The following is a 15110-nucleotide window of genomic DNA, read 5'->3' on the forward strand; positions in this document are numbered from 1 at the left end:
GCAGCGCAACGCACGAATCAAGCGCCGCGAAACCTGGTCCTGTGGAGCAGTTTGGAGTGCTCGCCACCCTGTCAAGGTGGAGGCCGCGGGTTCAAATCCCGTCAGGACCGCAACAAGAAGGGCCCGTCCATTCAAGGGACGGGCCCTTTTGCGTATCGAGGCCGCGCCCGCGGCGGAGCCGCGATCGGGCACAGCAAATCCCGTCAGGACCGCACACACGAAACACCCGCCCGACCGAGCGACACACCCTTCACCACCCCCAAGGCCGCGCCCACGGCGGAGCCGCAACCGGGTACAGCAAATCCCGTCAGGACCGCAGCGAGTCGGCCCCGGTCGTACCGGTCAGGAGTGGAGCCCGCCCCTTGCCGAGGGCCGGGCTCAGCCGTGCGTCCATGCGGCCACACCCCTCCGCTCCGTCCGCACCGTCCAGCCCGCCCGGCGTTTGAGGACGGGGCGTTCAGGCCGCAGCGGGGGGCCGGGTGCGGCAGCCCCCCGGTTGGCGAGCGTCACGAACCTTGACGGCGTCACATTCGCTCGGTACGCAGAAGGCAGGGCCCGTTCCCCGTGCGGGTCGACGGAGGTGAGGTATGGCAGCATCGGCGTTCGACGCGGCAGCGGCATCCGCGGCCCGTCATGAGACCCGTGCACTCCTTCGCGCGCATCTGTCGGCCGCCTCGTCCTACCGGCATCTGACCCGGCACTGCCCGATCTGCCACCGCCTCGTGCGCCTGGCCATGGCCTCCGCTCCCCTCGACGTCCAGACCTCGGACGACACCGACCCCGTCGATGCCGTCGACACCCTCGAGGACGAGAGTCCCGCCCCCGCATGACGACCCTCGGCCGGCCCAACACCCGCCCCGGCGTGGCACGCTGGAACGTGTGGCTCCTCTAGCGCACACCGGCCCGGGGCAACAAGCTCGGCGGTATGTGACGGGTGTCACCGCATAAGTTTCCGAAACGGGAGCGCTTACCCTCGTCCTACAACTGGTCAATTTAATATGTGCAATTGCACCAGTCTCAGGCGCCACCCGCAGCCGATGCGACACCCCTCCCCAGACTCCGACAAGCCCGCGCACAGACCCCCCACCTCCCGGACCATCGGCGCACAAAAAAGATCGCGCTGGACTCGGCGGAGTCCAGCGCGATCGACGACGCACCCTGTGTCGCTGCCTAGAACGTTCTTGTCGGCTTGGGCGTGGGCTCTGTTGGGGCAGGTCCCGCGTCGCTTGGAGCTAGGGTTCCGGGCGCCATGGCCAGTTGGGGGACCAGTCGCTTTGCCCGGTTATGGAGTTGTTCAGGCCTCGCTGCGCTGCTGCGGGATGCCCGCGAGCAGTGCGCGGACTTCGGCCTCGCGGTAGCGGCGGTGCCCGCCGAGCGTACGGATCGACGTGAGCTTGCCGGCCTTCGCCCACCGCGTGACCGTCTTCGGGTCCACGCGGAACATCGTGGCGACCTCAGCCGGGGTCAGCAGCGGCTCGGCATCAGGGGTGCGAGCGGTCATGAGCGGCCTCCTCGGGAGAACCGAACCTTCTCGGTTCTTTCCTCTAAATTCTGCACCTTGACCCGCGTTGCCCGAAATGGCGGACGCGAGTCGAGTCGGTTATAGGACGAACGGCTTGTCCTCGGCACTACAACTACACCATCTGTCCAGCCGCGTCGGCCAAACCGATGGAATTGCCCTCCCAGGTGTTCATCAGCGACGGAAGCCGATGGACCATGCCATAGCGGACAGTCACGCCACTGTGACGATCAGTCACAGTGGCGTGCAGGAGTCACCAGACCCCCCTAAAGCGTGCAATGCTGAGTCCTTCCCGGACTCCTTGTCCTATTTTGGCATGGGGGGCGGCATCGGAGGCAAGGGCCTTGTAAGTGCGCTCCATCACCCTTGGCGCAAAAGCCCGGATCGGGACCAACGTCCCATCAGGTCAGGGAAGTGCGGTCGACCGTACGCGGTTACACACCGTTTCGGCCGTGATGTGCGTCACACCAGCCTCGCTTGCCGGCCCGTCAGTTTGCGGACCGCAGGTCGCGCACCGAGCGCCACCGCTCCACGAGCCGCCCGTAAGCCTCGCCCGCCGCGGCGCCGTCGCCCCGGCGCAGTGCGTCGATGCCCTCCGCGACGTCGGCCGCGGAGTGGTCGCCCTCCAGTTCGTCGGCCGGAACAGCGTGCACCAGACCGCCGTAGTCCAACTCGACCTGGGAGCGCGGATGGAACTCCTCCAGCCAGCGCCCCACGTCCACCAGGCCGTCGATCAGCGGCCCTTCCTCGATGGCGTCCTTGAGCGCGCGCAGCCCGCGCGCGACGCGCCGGCGGGCCTGCACCATGGGCGTGCGGTAGCGGAGCACGGACGGTTCCTCGCCCGGGTCGGACGAGCCCTTGACGTACTCCCGCTCCTCGTCGGAGACCAGCACGAACCAGTTCAGCGGCACCTGCCAGGTAGCCGTGCGGATCCAGGGCCGCGCGTCGGGGTTGCGCACCAGCCAGCGCTCGTAGTCCTGGGTGGCCTGGCGGCGCACGACCGGCGGCAGCACCGCGTCGAGCAGTGGCGGCGCGAACTCCTCGGCGAGATCGCCCAGCGCCTGCCAGCCGCGCAGCCGGGTGCGCCAGGGACAGACGCAGACGACCCCTTCGACGTCCAGCACGAAGGCGTCGCTGCTCTCGTGCACCGGCACCGGCACGGGCGGGGTGGGCAGCAGATCGGCGAGCGAGCGGCGCAGCTCGTCCTGATAGGAGGGGCGGTCGGGGCGGCGGGCGTAGCGCGCCCAGTGACCGCGCTCCGGCTCCGGGAAGGCGGCCAGCGGCTCGTACACACGGAGGTACGTCGCGTAGGGGACGATCACCGAGGACACCTTGGGCACGCCTGCTCCCTCCCCACCGGACCCGGCTCGAAACCCGCGCGAGCCGTGCTCGAACGGACGGGAAACCACTGCAAATCGTGCCACGGCCATGCGTGCGTGTGCGCCGCCGGAGGGTGATCCTGAACACTGCGCGGATGGCGGGTCGGCACAGGCTCTACGCTCATGCCACGGCGTCCCGCCACCCGCACGGGAGCCCTGTCTCCACTCGCCGCTACTTACCCGGGAGTCACCACCGTGACCGACGTAACCGGCGCACCTGCTGATGTCCTGCACACCCTGTTCCACGGGGATCAGGGGGGTCATGAGCAGGTCGTGCTCTGCCAGGACCGCGCGAGCGGCCTCAAGGCCGTCATCGCCATCCACTCCACCGCCCTGGGCCCCGCGCTCGGCGGTACCCGCTTCTACCCGTACGCCACCGAGGCCGAGGCCGTCGCCGACGCCCTCAACCTCGCGCGCGGCATGTCGTACAAGAACGCCATGGCCGGCCTCGCCCACGGCGGCGGCAAGGCCGTGATCATCGGGGACCCGGAGCGGGACAAGACCGAGGAGCTGCTGCTCGCCTACGGGCGCATGGTGGCCTCGCTCGGCGGGCGGTACGTCACCGCGTGCGACGTCGGCACGTACGTCGCCGACATGGACGTCGTGGCACGCGAGTGCCGCTGGACGACGGGCCGCTCCCCGGAGAACGGCGGCGCCGGCGACTCCTCCGTGCTCACCGCCTTCGGTGTCTACCAGGGCATGCGCGCCTCGGCCCAGCATCTGTGGGGCGACCCCTCGCTGCGCGGCCGTACGGTCGGCATCGCCGGCGTCGGCAAGGTCGGGCACCACCTGGTGGAGCACCTGCTGGAGGAGGGCGCCCGGGTCGTCATCACGGACGTGCGGCGGGAGGCCGTCGGCCGGATCTCCGACCGGCACCCGGCCGTGCAGGTGGTCGCCGACACCGACGCGCTCATCCGCGTCGAGGGCCTCGACATCTACGCCCCCTGCGCGCTGGGCGGCGCCCTGAACGACGACAGCGTGCCGGTGCTGACCGCGACGGTGGTGTGCGGCGCCGCCAACAACCAGCTCGCCCACCCGGGCGTCGAGAAGGACCTCGCCGACCGCGGGATCCTCTACGCGCCGGACTACGTGGTCAACGCCGGCGGTGTCATCCAGGTCGCCGACGAGCTGCACGGGTTCGACTTCGACCGGTGCAAGGCCAAGGCGGCGAAGATCTTCGACACCACGCTGGCCATATTCGCGCGTGCGAAGGAAGACGGGATTCCGCCGGCCGCCGCGGCCGACCGGATCGCCGAACAGCGGATGCACGAGGCGGCCGCCGCACGCGGACGCTGACGATCCGCGGGCCCGCTCCTCGCCGGTACCCGTCGGCGGACGGTTAGAGAGAACTCTCACGTTCGTCGGCGGGTCGCCCGCCGAGAAGTGGTTAAAATCGTGGTTGACCAGCGGGGACGGCATGCCTCGCGGGTCCTGGGGCGACGCGCGTCCTGTGGGCGGCGTACCGTATGGGCGCGGGCTCAGGTACCGTGGAAGCCCTACGGACCGGTCTCTCCACGGAGAGCCCGTTCCAGATCATGAACGCGTGTCAAGACTCTGGGGCCGTCGAGCCCCGTCACCGAGGGGGTCGAGCCATGGGGCGCGGCCGGGCCAAGGCCAAGCAGACGAAGGTCGCCCGCCAGCTGAAGTACAACAGCGGTGGGACTGACCTGTCGCGTCTGGCCAACGAACTGGGCGCATCGACTTCGAGCCAGCCGCCGAACGGCGAGCCGTTCGAGGACGACGAAGACGACGACCCGTACGCACGGTACGCGGATCTATATAACGACGACGATGAGGACGACGAGGACGACGAGTCCGGTCCCGCATCGCATCGTCGTGGTGCTTGACGACGAACTGTTGCGTTCGACCCGGTCCAGTGCGGTTCCCACCGCCGGACCGGGTCTTACGCTGCCCGGTGAGGGTCAGACGGCGTAGTCGCCCACCAGCTCCGCGCCGCTCGCCTTGTCGCCGCGCTCGGTGATCTCGCCTGCGACCCAGGCGTCGACCCCGCGGTCCGCCAGCGTCGCCAGTGCCACGTCCACCGACTCCTGCGGCGCGATCGCGATCATGCCGACGCCCATGTTGAGGGTCTTCTCCAGCTCGAGGCGCTCGACGTTCCCGGTCTTGCCGACGAGGTCGAAGACCGGACCCGGCGTCCAGGTGGAGCGGTCGACGACCGCGTGCAGCCCGTCCGGGATGACCCGCGCCAGGTTGGCCGCGAGTCCGCCGCCGGTGATGTGCGAGAAGGCGTGGACGCCCGTCGTGCGGATGAGGGCCAGGCAGTCCAGCGAGTAGATCTTGGTGGGCTCCAGCAGCTCCTCGCCGAGCGTGTGGCCGAAGTCCTCGATGTGCGCGTCGAGGGAGAGGCCGGCCTGGTTCAGCAGTACGTGCCGGACCAGGGAGTACCCGTTCGAGTGAAGCCCGGACGACGCCATGGCGATCACCGCGTCACCCGTACGGATACGATCCGCGCCGAGCAGCCGGTCGGCCTCCACGACGCCCGTACCGGCGCCGGCGACGTCGAAGTCGTCCGCGCCGAGCAGACCCGGATGTTCGGCCGTCTCACCGCCGACCAGGGCGCAGCCGGCCAGCACACAGCCCTCCGCGATGCCCTTCACGATGGCGGCCACGCGCTCGGGGTGGACCTTGCCGACGCAGATGTAGTCGGTCATGAACAGCGGCTCGGCCCCGCACACCACGATGTCGTCCATGACCATGGCGACCAGGTCGTGACCGATCGTGTCGTACACACCGAGCTGTCGGGCGATGTCGACCTTGGTGCCGACGCCGTCCGTGGCGGAGGCCAGCAGCGGGCGCTCGAAGCGCTTGAGGGCGGACGCGTCGAAGAGCCCGGCGAAGCCGCCGAGGCCGCCGAGGACCTCGGGGCGCTGCGTCTTCTTCACCCACTCCTTCATCAGCTCGACGGCGCGGTCGCCCGCCTCGATGTCGACGCCGGCCGCCGCGTAGGAGGCACCGGACATGGGGGTCTCAGACATTGCCTGGGATCTTTCGGGTTGGTGATACGGGGCTCACGGGCGACGGATCGCGTCGGTGGCCGCGGTGGCGGCGGGACCCGCGGCCAGCTCGGTCTCCAGGAGCTGCTTGCCGAGCAGCTCGGGGTCCGGGAGCTCCATCGGGTACTCGCCGTCGAAGCAGGCGCGGCACAGGTTCGGCTTGGCGATGGTGGTCGCCTCGATCATGCCGTCGATGGAGATGTACGCCAGGGAGTCGGCGCCGAGCGAGGTGCCGATCTCGTCGATGGTCATGCCGTTGGCGATGAGCTCGGCGCGGGTGGCGAAGTCGATGCCGAAGAAGCACGGCCACTTCACGGGCGGGGAGGAGATCCGGATGTGGACCTCGGCGGCACCGGCCTCGCGCAGCATGCGGACCAGGGCCCGCTGGGTGTTGCCGCGCACGATGGAGTCGTCGACGACGACCAGGCGCTTGCCCCGGATGACTTCCTTGAGGGGGTTCAGCTTCAGGCGGATGCCGAGCTGGCGGATGGTCTGCGAGGGCTGGATGAAGGTGCGGCCGACGTAGGCGTTCTTCACCAGACCCGCGCCGAAGGGGATGCCGCTCGCCTCGGCGTAGCCGATGGCGGCCGGGGTGCCGGATTCCGGCGTCGCTATGACCAGGTCGGCCTCGGCGGGCGCCTCCTTGGCGAGGCGACGGCCCATCTCGACGCGGGAGAGGTACACGTTCCGGCCGGCGATGTCCGTGTCGGGGCGGGCCAGGTACACGTACTCGAAGACACAGCCCTTGGGCTTCGCTTCCGCGAATCGGGAGCTGCGCAGACCGTTCTCGTCGACCGCAACGAACTCGCCCGGCTCTATCTCGCGGACGAAGCTGGCGCCCGTGATGTCGAGGGCGGCGGTCTCGGAGGCGATGACCCAGCCGCGCTCGAGGCGGCCGAGGACCAACGGGCGGATGCCCTGCGGGTCACGCGCGGCGTAGAGGGTGTGCTCGTCCATGAAGACGAGGCTGAAGGCGCCGCGCACCTTGGGGAGGACCGTGTGGGCGGCCTCCTCGATGGTCAGCGGCTTGCCGTCGGCGTCGACCTGGGCCGCGAGGAGTGCGGTGAGCAGGTCGGTGTCGTTGGTGGCCGCGACCCGGGTGGAGCGGCCGTTGTGGTCCTTCGGCAGGTCGGCGACCATCTCGGCGAGCTGCGCCGTGTTCACCAGGTTGCCGTTGTGGCCGAGCGCGATGGAGCCGTGCGCGGTGGCCCGGAACGTCGGCTGGGCGTTCTCCCACACGGAGGCGCCGGTGGTCGAGTAGCGGGCGTGACCGACCGCGATATGACCCTGGAGCGAGCCGAGAGAGGTCTCGTCGAAGACCTGGGACACGAGGCCCATGTCCTTGAAGACGAGGATCTGGGAGCCGTTGCTGACCGCGATTCCCGCGGATTCCTGGCCCCGGTGCTGGAGGGCGTAGAGCCCGAAGTACGTGAGTTTTGCGACCTCTTCGCCCGGAGCCCAGACACCGAAGACGCCACACGCGTCCTGGGGGCCTTTCTCACCGGGGAGCAGATCGTGATTGAGTCGACCGTCACCACGTGGCACGGCACCGAGTGTAGGCGAGATCGACCACTGGTCCGAATTGGTCTTGACACCCTCGAGACACGGCCGTCATCGGTCACGGTGCGGCGACCGCGGTCACCTGCTCGCCGTTTGCGCTGGTCAGGACCAGTGTGCGGTGATCGATGCGGTACTTCACCGTCCCGCCGAAGAGGCGCAGCAGGCTCTTTTCCGTATGCATGAGTGAGACGTCGCACATCATTCTGGTGGTCACGGCGGTGCCCAGGGTGATATCGCCGTCGCGGACCGTGGCCCTCGCGCTGACCAGATTGCAGCCCAGCCGCCCGGTGACCTTGTGCTGCTCCCGGTCGAAGACGAGGTGCGCGTCGGCGCCCTCGGGCAGCGACGCGGCGGTGCCGGCGGCACTCAGTGCCGTGATCTTCCATGTGGTGCCGTACAGCGGGGCGTCGGGCTCCCGGGTCAGGCGCACGGTGTCGCCGGCACCCGTCGTGAGGGTCAGGCGGTCGCCGCGCACCTCGGTGGTGAGCGGGCCGTCGGTGAGGGTGCGGGCCAGGGCCCGTTCGAAGGCCATGGGCGCCTCGGCGCAGGCCATCTCGGTCGTCGTGGCGTCGCTGAGCCGGAGCCGGTCGCCCTCGAAGGCGGCCCGGGCGCTGAAGTGGTTGCAGCCGAAGTTGCCCGCGGCCCGGCCCGCGTCGATCTCGGCGTAGGCGCCGGCCGGAGCGCGCCGGGTCGTGCCGTCGACCGTGACGCTGTCGACGGTCCAGTGGACGCCGGCGACCGGCGGCCGGGAGTCCGAGCTGCCGGCCTGCTGCACGCCGCAGGCCGCCACGAGCGGGAACAGTGCGGCAACGGCCGTGAACGCCAGCCGCGTGGGGTACGGGTCCATGCCGGTTCGACGGCTCGACCCGTCCGGCCGGTTCCCCTCCCAGGCACCGCACCCGACCGGTTCCCCTCCCGGGGGACCGCGTCCGACCGGTCCGCCTTCCGCGCCACCACGCCCGACCGGTTCCCCTCCCGGGGGACCGCGTGCAGCCGATTCGTCTTCCGGGCCACCGCACCCGGCAGGCTCGCCTCCCAGGGACCGCGCCCGACCGGTTCCCCTGCCGGGGGACCGCGCCGGCAGGTTCGCCTCCCGCCACCGCACCCGACCGGTTCCCCTCCCAGACACCGCGCCCGACCGGTTCCCCTCCCGGGGGACCGCGCCGGCAGGTTCGCCTCCCGGGCGGCCCCGCGCGGCAGGTTTCCCCTGCCGATCGACTCCGCGCGGCCGGCCCCCCTCCCAGGCCACCGCACCCGACCGGTTCCCCTCCCAGACACCGCGCCCGACCGGCGCCCTCCCCGGGCACCCCGTGCCGCCGCCCCCTTCCTCCACGGCCTACGCCATCAGTGGCAGCAGCCCCCCGATGTCGGCCCTTTCTCCGCTTGCCGCCACCTTCGCCTCGTTCAGGGCGTCCTTCCAGGTCAGGCGGCCGGTGGCGAGACGGATCCAGGTGAGCGGGTCGGTCTCGACGACGTTGGGCGGGGTGCCGCGGGTGTGCCGGGGGCCCTCGACGCACTGCACCACTGCGTACGGCGGGACGCGCACCTCCGTCGAGCCTCCAGGGGCCTTCATGGCGAGCGCGTCGGCGAGGAGCCGGGTCGCGGCGGCGAGGGCCTGACGGTCGTACGGCACGTCGAGGCCGGGCACGGCGGCGTTCAGGTCGTCGGTGTGGACGACGAGTTCGACGGCACGGGTGACGAGATAGTCGGCGAGCGGCAGAGCCCCCGCGTTGGTCTGCAGGATCCGGGTGCCGGGGTGCTCGTCGAGCTGCCGTACGAGACCCTCCTCGGCGTCCGTGAGATACGCGACGAGGTCGGGGTGCCGTGCGGACAGGCCGCGGGCGAATTCGTCGATCGCCGCCGAGTTGGCCGACGTCGCGAAGGGCCAGTCGGTGAGCCGGGCGTCCTGCCCGGGCGGTTCCGGCAGGTCGAGGGCGCGGCCGATCGCCGTGACCGCCATGCCGATGTGCGCGACCAGGTCCCGTACGGTCCACTCGCCCAGCCGTGAGGGAAGGGCGAGCTGCTCGGGGGTGAGGGTGCGGACGGCGTCGCGCACGTTGCCGAGCTGGGCCAGGACTGCGGTGCGGGTCCTGGCGGGGTCGTAGGTCCGGGTGCGCTTCTTGGCCGGGGTCATGAGCGCGAGCCTAGGACTTCACGGCGTATCCCTTCAGGCCCTTTTCGATCAGTTCGAAGGCCTGCCGGGAGCGTTCGGGGGCCTCCGCCGCGATCTCGTCGGGGCTCTCGCCGGCGTCGAGGCGCCGGTGGTGCTCCTCGATCAGGGCGCTGCGGGCGGCGTTCAGCGTGGCGGCGGCGATCAGCGCGAGGGTGCGGTCGCCGGTCTCCTCGGCGAGCAGCGCGGCGAGTTCCCGGGTGCCCTTCTGCGAGGCGAGGAACGCACGCTCCATCAACACCGGGGTGTTCAGCACTAGTTGGTACACCTGTCGGGCGAACGGCTCACGGTGCAGTCCGACGGAGGCGTCACGCGCCTCGACCATCTCCAGGAACTGGCGTCGTACGGCATCCGCGGCGGACTCTCCCGGGGCCCGCTCGCGCACGGCGCGGGCCGCGTCGCCGAAATGCCCCTCGGCGGGGCCGAAGACCAAGTCCTCTTTCGTACCGAAGTAGTTGAAGACGGTCATCTTCGAGACCTCGGCGGCATCGGCGATCTCCTGCACCGAGACGTTGTCGAAGCCCCGCTCGACGAACAACTGCACAGCGATCCGGTAGATCCGCTGCGCCGTCTGCAGCTTCTTGCGCTCGCGCAGCCCCATCGCCTCAGCCATGCGCTCACTGTACCAAGACGAAATCTATGCCAAGATGAAAAATAGTCCGAGCAAAAATATTGACTCAGTACAGGCGTCCGGCCAGGGTGGTGGCCATGACCGAGACCCAGCGCCGTATCGGCTTCCTCGTCTGCCTCCTCACGATCGTGCTGGCCGTCCTGGACCTACAGATCGTGTCCGCGGCTACCGTCCCGATCGTCCGGGACCTCGACCCCGAGCACGGCATCGACAAGATCCCCTGGCTGGTCAGCGCGTTCGCCCTCGCCTCGGCCGCGCTGCTGCCGCTGTACGGGAAGCTGTGCGACGTCTACGGGCCCAAGCGCGTCTTCACGGGCGCCATCGCCACGTTCCTGCTCGGCTCCGCGCTGTGCGGCGCCGCACAGTCGATGGACCAGCTCATCGCGGCCCGCGTGGTGCAGGGACTGGGCGGCGGCGGGCTGATGAGCGTGACGATGGTGGTGATCGCCCACCTCAGGACCCCGCGGGAGGAACGCGCGGACGACAAGGGGAGCCGCAACGGCAGCAACGTGGGCGGGCTCGTCGCCGGCGGCGCCATGGCCGTCGGCCCCTGGATCGGCGGACTGCTCGCCGACCACGCGAGCTGGCGCTGGATCTTCTACGTCAACCTGCCCGTCGGCCTCGTCGTCCTGGTCGCCTCCGCGGTCGCCCTGAAGCTTCCCGAACGCCCTGTGCGCCGCCCGCTCGACTTCGCCGGCGCCGCGCTCGCCGCCGCGTTCTCCTGCGCACTCCTGCTGGTCACCGACTGGGGCGGCAAGACGTACGCCTGGTCCTCGCCGGAGGTCCTCACCCTGATCGGCACGGCGGCGGTGGCGCTCGCCCTGTTCCTGCGGCGGCAGCTTCGGGCCGCCGAACCGGTCCTGCCGCTGTCCCTGTTCCGCGTCCGCGAACTGCGCCTCGGCTTCGCCATCCAGGCGATCATGGGCGCCGCGATGACGGGCGTCATCTACTACGTGCTCATCTATCTCCAGGTCGTCCGCGGCATCGCCAGCTCCTCCGCGGGCCTGTATCTGCTCCCGATGGCGGCCGGCCTGTCGGCCACCGGACTACTGGCCGGTCCGCTCGGCAAACGCGGCTGGACGACCCGGACGTTCACCATCTGCGGTACGGCGACCACGGCGCTCGTGTTCGTCCTGTTCGCGACGACGACCGCGCCGGACACCTCGCTCTGGCTGATCCGCGTCGAACTCCTGCTGGCCGGCGCCGGGTTCGGGCAGCTGCTCGGCCAGCTGATCCTGCTCGTCCAGGACGCGGCACCCCGCCACCGGCTCGGGGTCGCCACCACGTCGATCCGCTACTTCCAGACCCTCGGCAACGCCCTGGGCACCGCCCTCTTCGGCACGATCCTGACCCGCCTGTACACCGGTCACGGCCCGGGCGGCGACGTCACCGCCCTCGCCCGGCTCACCGGCCCGGCCCGTGCCGAGGGCGTGCACGCCTTCGTGGACGCGACCAGCGTGGTGTTCTGGTGTGGCGCCGGGGTGATGGCCCTGGCCGCGCTGCTCGCCCTGCGGCTGCCCCGCTCCCGGCCCGAACCGCTCACCCCGGACACCGCGAAACAGTCCGTCGCCGCGTAAGAAAGGCCCCGCCCGTCGGAACGGGCGGGGCCTTCGGTGTCGTACGACTGCCGTCGTCAGGCCAGCAGCGCCGGGATCGTGCCCTCGTGGAGCTCGCGCAGCTCGTTCAGGGACAGCGCGAACTCGCCCTGGATCTCCACCGCGTCGCCGTCGACGACACCGATGCGGGTGACCGGCAGGCCACGGGCACCGCACATGTCGTTGAAGCGGACCTCCTCGGAGCGCGGCACGGCGACGACCGCGCGCCCCGCCGACTCGGAGAAGAGGAAGGTGAACGCGTCGAGCCCGTCCGGTACGACGAGCCGCGCGCCCTTGCCGCCGAGCAGCGCGGACTCGACGACCGCCTGGATCAGACCGCCGTCGGACAGGTCGTGCGCGGAGTCGATCATGCCGTCGCGGGAGGCCGAGATCAGGATCTCGCCCAGCAGCCGCTCACGCTCCAGGTCGACCTTCGGAGGCAGGCCGCCGAGGTGGTCGTGGATCACCTGCGACCAGGCCGAGCCGCCGAACTCCTCGCGCGTGTCGCCGAGGAGGTACAGCAGCTGGCCGTCCTCCTGGAAGGCGACCGGCGTGCGCCGGGCCACGTCGTCGATGACGCCGAGGACCGCGACGACCGGGGTCGGGTGGATGGCCGCCTCGCCCGTCTGGTTGTAGAGCGAGACGTTGCCGCCGGTGACCGGGGTGCCCAACTGCAGGCAGCCGTCGGCCAGTCCGCGCACGGCCTCCGCGAACTGCCACATCACCGCCGGGTCCTCGGGCGAACCGAAGTTCAGGCAGTCCGAGACGGCGAGCGGCTTGGCACCGGTCGTCGCCACGTTGCGGTAGGCCTCGGCGAGCGCCAGCTGGGCGCCCGTGTACGGGTCGAGCTTGGCGTACCGGCCGTTGCCGTCCGTCGCGATGGCGACACCGAGGCCGCTCTCCTCGTCGACCCGGATCATGCCGGAGTCCTCGGGCTGGGCGAGGACGGTGTTGCCCTGCACGAAGTGGTCGTACTGCGAGGTGATCCACTTCTTGGAGGCCTGGTTGGGCGAGCCGACCAGCTTCAGGACCTGGCTCTTCAGCTCCTCCGACGTGGCGGGTCGGGAAAGCTTGTTCGCGTCGTCGGCCTGGAGCGCGTCCTGCCAGTCCGGGCGGGCGTACGGGCGCTCATAGACCGGGCCCTCGTGCGCGACGGTGCGCGGGTCGACGTCGACGATCTTGCCGCCGTGCCAGTAGATCTCGAGGCGGTCGCCGTCGGTCACCTCACCGATGACGGTGGCGATGACGTCCCACTTCTCGCAGATCTCCAGGAAGCGGGCGACCTTCTCCGGCTCGACGACCGCGCACATGCGTTCCTGCGACTCGCTCATGAGGATCTCCTCGGGCGAGAGCGTCGAGTCGCGCAGCGGGACGTCGTCCAGGGTGACGCGCATACCGCCGGAGCCGTTCGAGGCCAGCTCGGACGTGGCGCAGGACAGACCGGCCGCGCCGAGGTCCTGGATGCCGACGACCAGCTTCTCCTTGAAGGCCTCCAGGGTGCACTCGATGAGGAGCTTCTCCTGGAAGGGGTCGCCGACCTGGACGGCGGGGCGCTTGGAGGGCTTCGCGTCGTCGAAGGTCTCGGAGGCGAGGATCGACGCGCCGCCGATGCCGTCGCCGCCGGTCCGGGCGCCGTACAGGACGACCTTGTTGCCCGCACCGGACGCCTTGGCGAGGTGGATGTCCTCGTGCCGCATCACACCGATGGCACCGGCGTTGACCAGCGGGTTGCCCTGGTAGCAGGCGTCGAAGACGACCTCGCCGCCGATGTTGGGCAGGCCGAGGCAGTTGCCGTAGCCGCCGATGCCGGCGACGACACCCGGCAGGACGCGCTTGGTGTCGGGGTGGTCGGCCGCGCCGAAGCGCAGCGGGTCGACGACGGCGACCGGGCGCGCGCCCATCGCGATGATGTCGCGCACGATGCCGCCGACGCCGGTCGCGGCGCCCTGGTAGGGCTCCACGTACGACGGGTGGTTGTGCGACTCGACCTTGAAGGTCACCGCGTAGCCCTGGCCGACGTCCACGACACCGGCGTTCTCACCGATGCCGACGAGCAGCGCGTCGGACTGCGGGGCCTTCTCGCCGAACTGGCGGAGGTGGACCTTGGAGGACTTGTACGAGCAGTGCTCGGACCACATGACGGAGTACATCGCCAGCTCGGCACCGGTGGGCCGGCGGCCGAGGATCTCGACGACCCGCTCGTACTCGTCCTTCTTCAGCCCGAGTTCGGCCCAGGGCAGCTCGACGTCGGGGGTCGCGGCCGCGTGCTCGACCGTGTCCAGTGGCGTCCGGCTCATACGTTGACCAGCTTCTTGAGGATCGAGGTGAAGAACGGGAGGCCGTCGGTACGACCCGTACCGATCAGCGGCTCGACGGCGTGCTCGGGGTGCGGCATGAGGCCGACGACGTTGCCTGCCTCGTTGGTGATGCCGGCGATGTCCCGCAGCGAGCCGTTCGGGTTGAAGTCGACGTAGCGGAACGCGACCCGGCCCTCGGCCTCGAGCTTGTCGAGGGTGTACGAGTCGGCGACGTACCGCCCGTCCATGTTCTTCAGCGGGATGTGGATCTCCTGGCCGGCGGTGTAGTCGCTGGTCCAGGAGGTGTCCGCGTTCTCCACCCGCAGCTTCTGGTCGCGGCAGATGAAGTGCAGATGGTCGTTGCCGAGCATCCCGCCCGGGAGCAGGTGGGCCTCGGTGAGGACCTGGAAGCCGTTGCAGATGCCGAGGACCGGAAGTCCGGCCTTCGCCTGCTCGATGACGGTCTCCATCACCGGCGAGAAGCGGGAGATGGCCCCGGCGCGCAGATAGTCGCCATAGGAGAAACCGCCGGGCAGCACCACGGCGTCGACCTGGTGGAGGTTCTTGTCCTTGTGCCAGAGGGCGACCGGTTCGGCGCCGGCGAGACGGATCGCACGCCGGGTGTCCCGGTCGTCGAGACTCCCCGGGAAAGTGACGACGCCAATACGAGCGGTCACTTGGCCGCCTCCGCGACTTCCTCCACCTTGACGGTGAAGTCCTCGATCACGGTGTTGGCGAGGAAGGATTCCGCAAGATCGTGGATGCGGGTGAGCGTGGCCTCGTCGACCGGCCCGTCAACTTCCAGTTCGAAACGCTTTCCCTGACGTACATCGGAGATGCCTTCGAAACCCAGGCGCGGCAGCGCACGCTGGACCGCCTGGCCCTGGGGGTCGAGGATCTCCGGCTTGAGCATGACGTCGACTACGACGCGTGCCACTGGCACTC

The 15110-nt window shown here is 70.2% G+C and carries 14 protein-coding genes and 1 tRNA gene; 5 read left to right on the top strand and 10 right to left on the bottom strand.

The window, feature by feature from the left end; all coding sequences use genetic code 11:
- The first annotated feature begins 35 nt into the window (after positions 1–35).
- A tRNA-Asp gene (locus IEZ19_RS31280) sits at positions 36–110 on the top strand.
- A 477-nt stretch (positions 111–587) separates the two neighbouring features.
- Entirely contained in the window at positions 588–830 is a 243-nt protein-coding gene (locus IEZ19_RS31285; protein WP_189314679.1) for a DUF6274 family protein, read from the top strand.
- Between the two features lie 464 nt (positions 831–1294).
- Here IEZ19_RS31285 and bldC read toward each other — a convergent pair whose 3' ends face one another.
- Both bldC and IEZ19_RS31295 read right to left on the bottom strand, forming a co-directional pair.
- Positions 1295–1501 carry a developmental transcriptional regulator BldC gene (gene bldC / locus IEZ19_RS31290; RefSeq protein WP_003949541.1) on the bottom strand — a complete coding sequence of 69 codons (207 nt, stop codon included), beginning with the start codon at positions 1499–1501 and terminating at the stop codon, positions 1295–1297.
- 506 nt (positions 1502–2007) lie between these two features.
- Entirely contained in the window at positions 2008–2859 is an 852-nt protein-coding gene (locus IEZ19_RS31295; RefSeq protein ID WP_189314680.1) for a DUF8083 family protein, read from the bottom strand.
- A gap of 234 nt (positions 2860–3093) precedes the next feature.
- Here IEZ19_RS31295 and IEZ19_RS31300 point away from each other — a divergent pair, with 234 nt between their 5' ends.
- Together IEZ19_RS31300 and IEZ19_RS31305 are read left to right on the top strand one after the other, a co-directional pair.
- Positions 3094–4194, top strand: a complete 1101-nt coding sequence (locus tag IEZ19_RS31300; RefSeq protein ID WP_189314681.1) for a Leu/Phe/Val dehydrogenase — start codon at positions 3094–3096, stop codon at positions 4192–4194.
- A 296-nt stretch (positions 4195–4490) separates the two neighbouring features.
- A complete protein-coding gene (locus IEZ19_RS31305; RefSeq protein WP_189314682.1) occupies positions 4491–4745 on the top strand; it encodes a DUF3073 domain-containing protein in 255 nt (84 codons plus the stop codon).
- A gap of 75 nt (positions 4746–4820) precedes the next feature.
- On the opposite strand, the gene purM is transcribed toward IEZ19_RS31305, so the two are convergent.
- The 5 genes from purM to IEZ19_RS31330 form a co-directional block, all read right to left on the bottom strand.
- The gene (purM, locus tag IEZ19_RS31310) at positions 4821–5894 is read right to left on the bottom strand and encodes a phosphoribosylformylglycinamidine cyclo-ligase (RefSeq protein ID WP_189314683.1); all 1074 of its coding nucleotides are present in this window, start codon (positions 5892–5894) and stop codon (positions 4821–4823) included.
- A gap of 33 nt (positions 5895–5927) precedes the next feature.
- Positions 5928–7457 carry an amidophosphoribosyltransferase gene (gene purF, locus IEZ19_RS31315; protein WP_189314684.1) on the bottom strand — a complete coding sequence of 510 codons (1530 nt, stop codon included), beginning with the start codon at positions 7455–7457 and terminating at the stop codon, positions 5928–5930.
- A gap of 73 nt (positions 7458–7530) precedes the next feature.
- Entirely contained in the window at positions 7531–8319 is a 789-nt protein-coding gene (locus IEZ19_RS31320; protein ID WP_189314685.1) for an META domain-containing protein, read from the bottom strand.
- Between the two features lie 489 nt (positions 8320–8808).
- Positions 8809–9606 carry a maleylpyruvate isomerase family mycothiol-dependent enzyme gene (locus IEZ19_RS31325; protein ID WP_189314686.1) on the bottom strand — a complete coding sequence of 266 codons (798 nt, stop codon included), beginning with the start codon at positions 9604–9606 and terminating at the stop codon, positions 8809–8811.
- A 10-nt stretch (positions 9607–9616) separates the two neighbouring features.
- Complete coding sequence (locus IEZ19_RS31330; RefSeq protein ID WP_189314687.1) at positions 9617–10255, bottom strand: TetR/AcrR family transcriptional regulator; 639 nt, start codon at positions 10253–10255, stop codon at positions 9617–9619.
- A 95-nt stretch (positions 10256–10350) separates the two neighbouring features.
- Here IEZ19_RS31330 and IEZ19_RS31335 point away from each other — a divergent pair, with 95 nt between their 5' ends.
- On the top strand, positions 10351–11850 hold the full coding sequence (locus IEZ19_RS31335; RefSeq protein WP_189314688.1) for an MFS transporter: 1500 nt from the start codon (positions 10351–10353) through the stop codon (positions 11848–11850).
- A gap of 56 nt (positions 11851–11906) precedes the next feature.
- Here IEZ19_RS31335 and purL read toward each other — a convergent pair whose 3' ends face one another.
- From purL to purS, 3 genes are read right to left on the bottom strand one after another with little or no spacing between them, the layout of a single operon-like run.
- Positions 11907–14165 (bottom strand): phosphoribosylformylglycinamidine synthase subunit PurL, encoded by a 2259-nt coding sequence (gene purL / locus IEZ19_RS31340; protein ID WP_189314689.1) that lies wholly within the window; start codon positions 14163–14165, stop codon positions 11907–11909.
- Complete coding sequence (gene purQ, locus IEZ19_RS31345) at positions 14162–14842, bottom strand: phosphoribosylformylglycinamidine synthase subunit PurQ (RefSeq protein WP_189314690.1); 681 nt, start codon at positions 14840–14842, stop codon at positions 14162–14164. Before purQ ends, purL begins: the two co-directional genes overlap by 4 nt.
- Positions 14839–15102 carry a phosphoribosylformylglycinamidine synthase subunit PurS gene (gene purS, locus IEZ19_RS31350; RefSeq protein WP_189314691.1) on the bottom strand — a complete coding sequence of 88 codons (264 nt, stop codon included), beginning with the start codon at positions 15100–15102 and terminating at the stop codon, positions 14839–14841. The genes purQ and purS overlap by 4 nt, the downstream gene beginning before the upstream one ends.
- Positions 15103–15110 lie beyond the last annotated feature (8 nt).

The organism is Streptomyces brasiliensis, from assembly GCF_014647875.1.
Classification (GTDB): Bacteria; Actinomycetota; Actinomycetes; order Streptomycetales; family Streptomycetaceae; genus Streptomyces; species Streptomyces brasiliensis.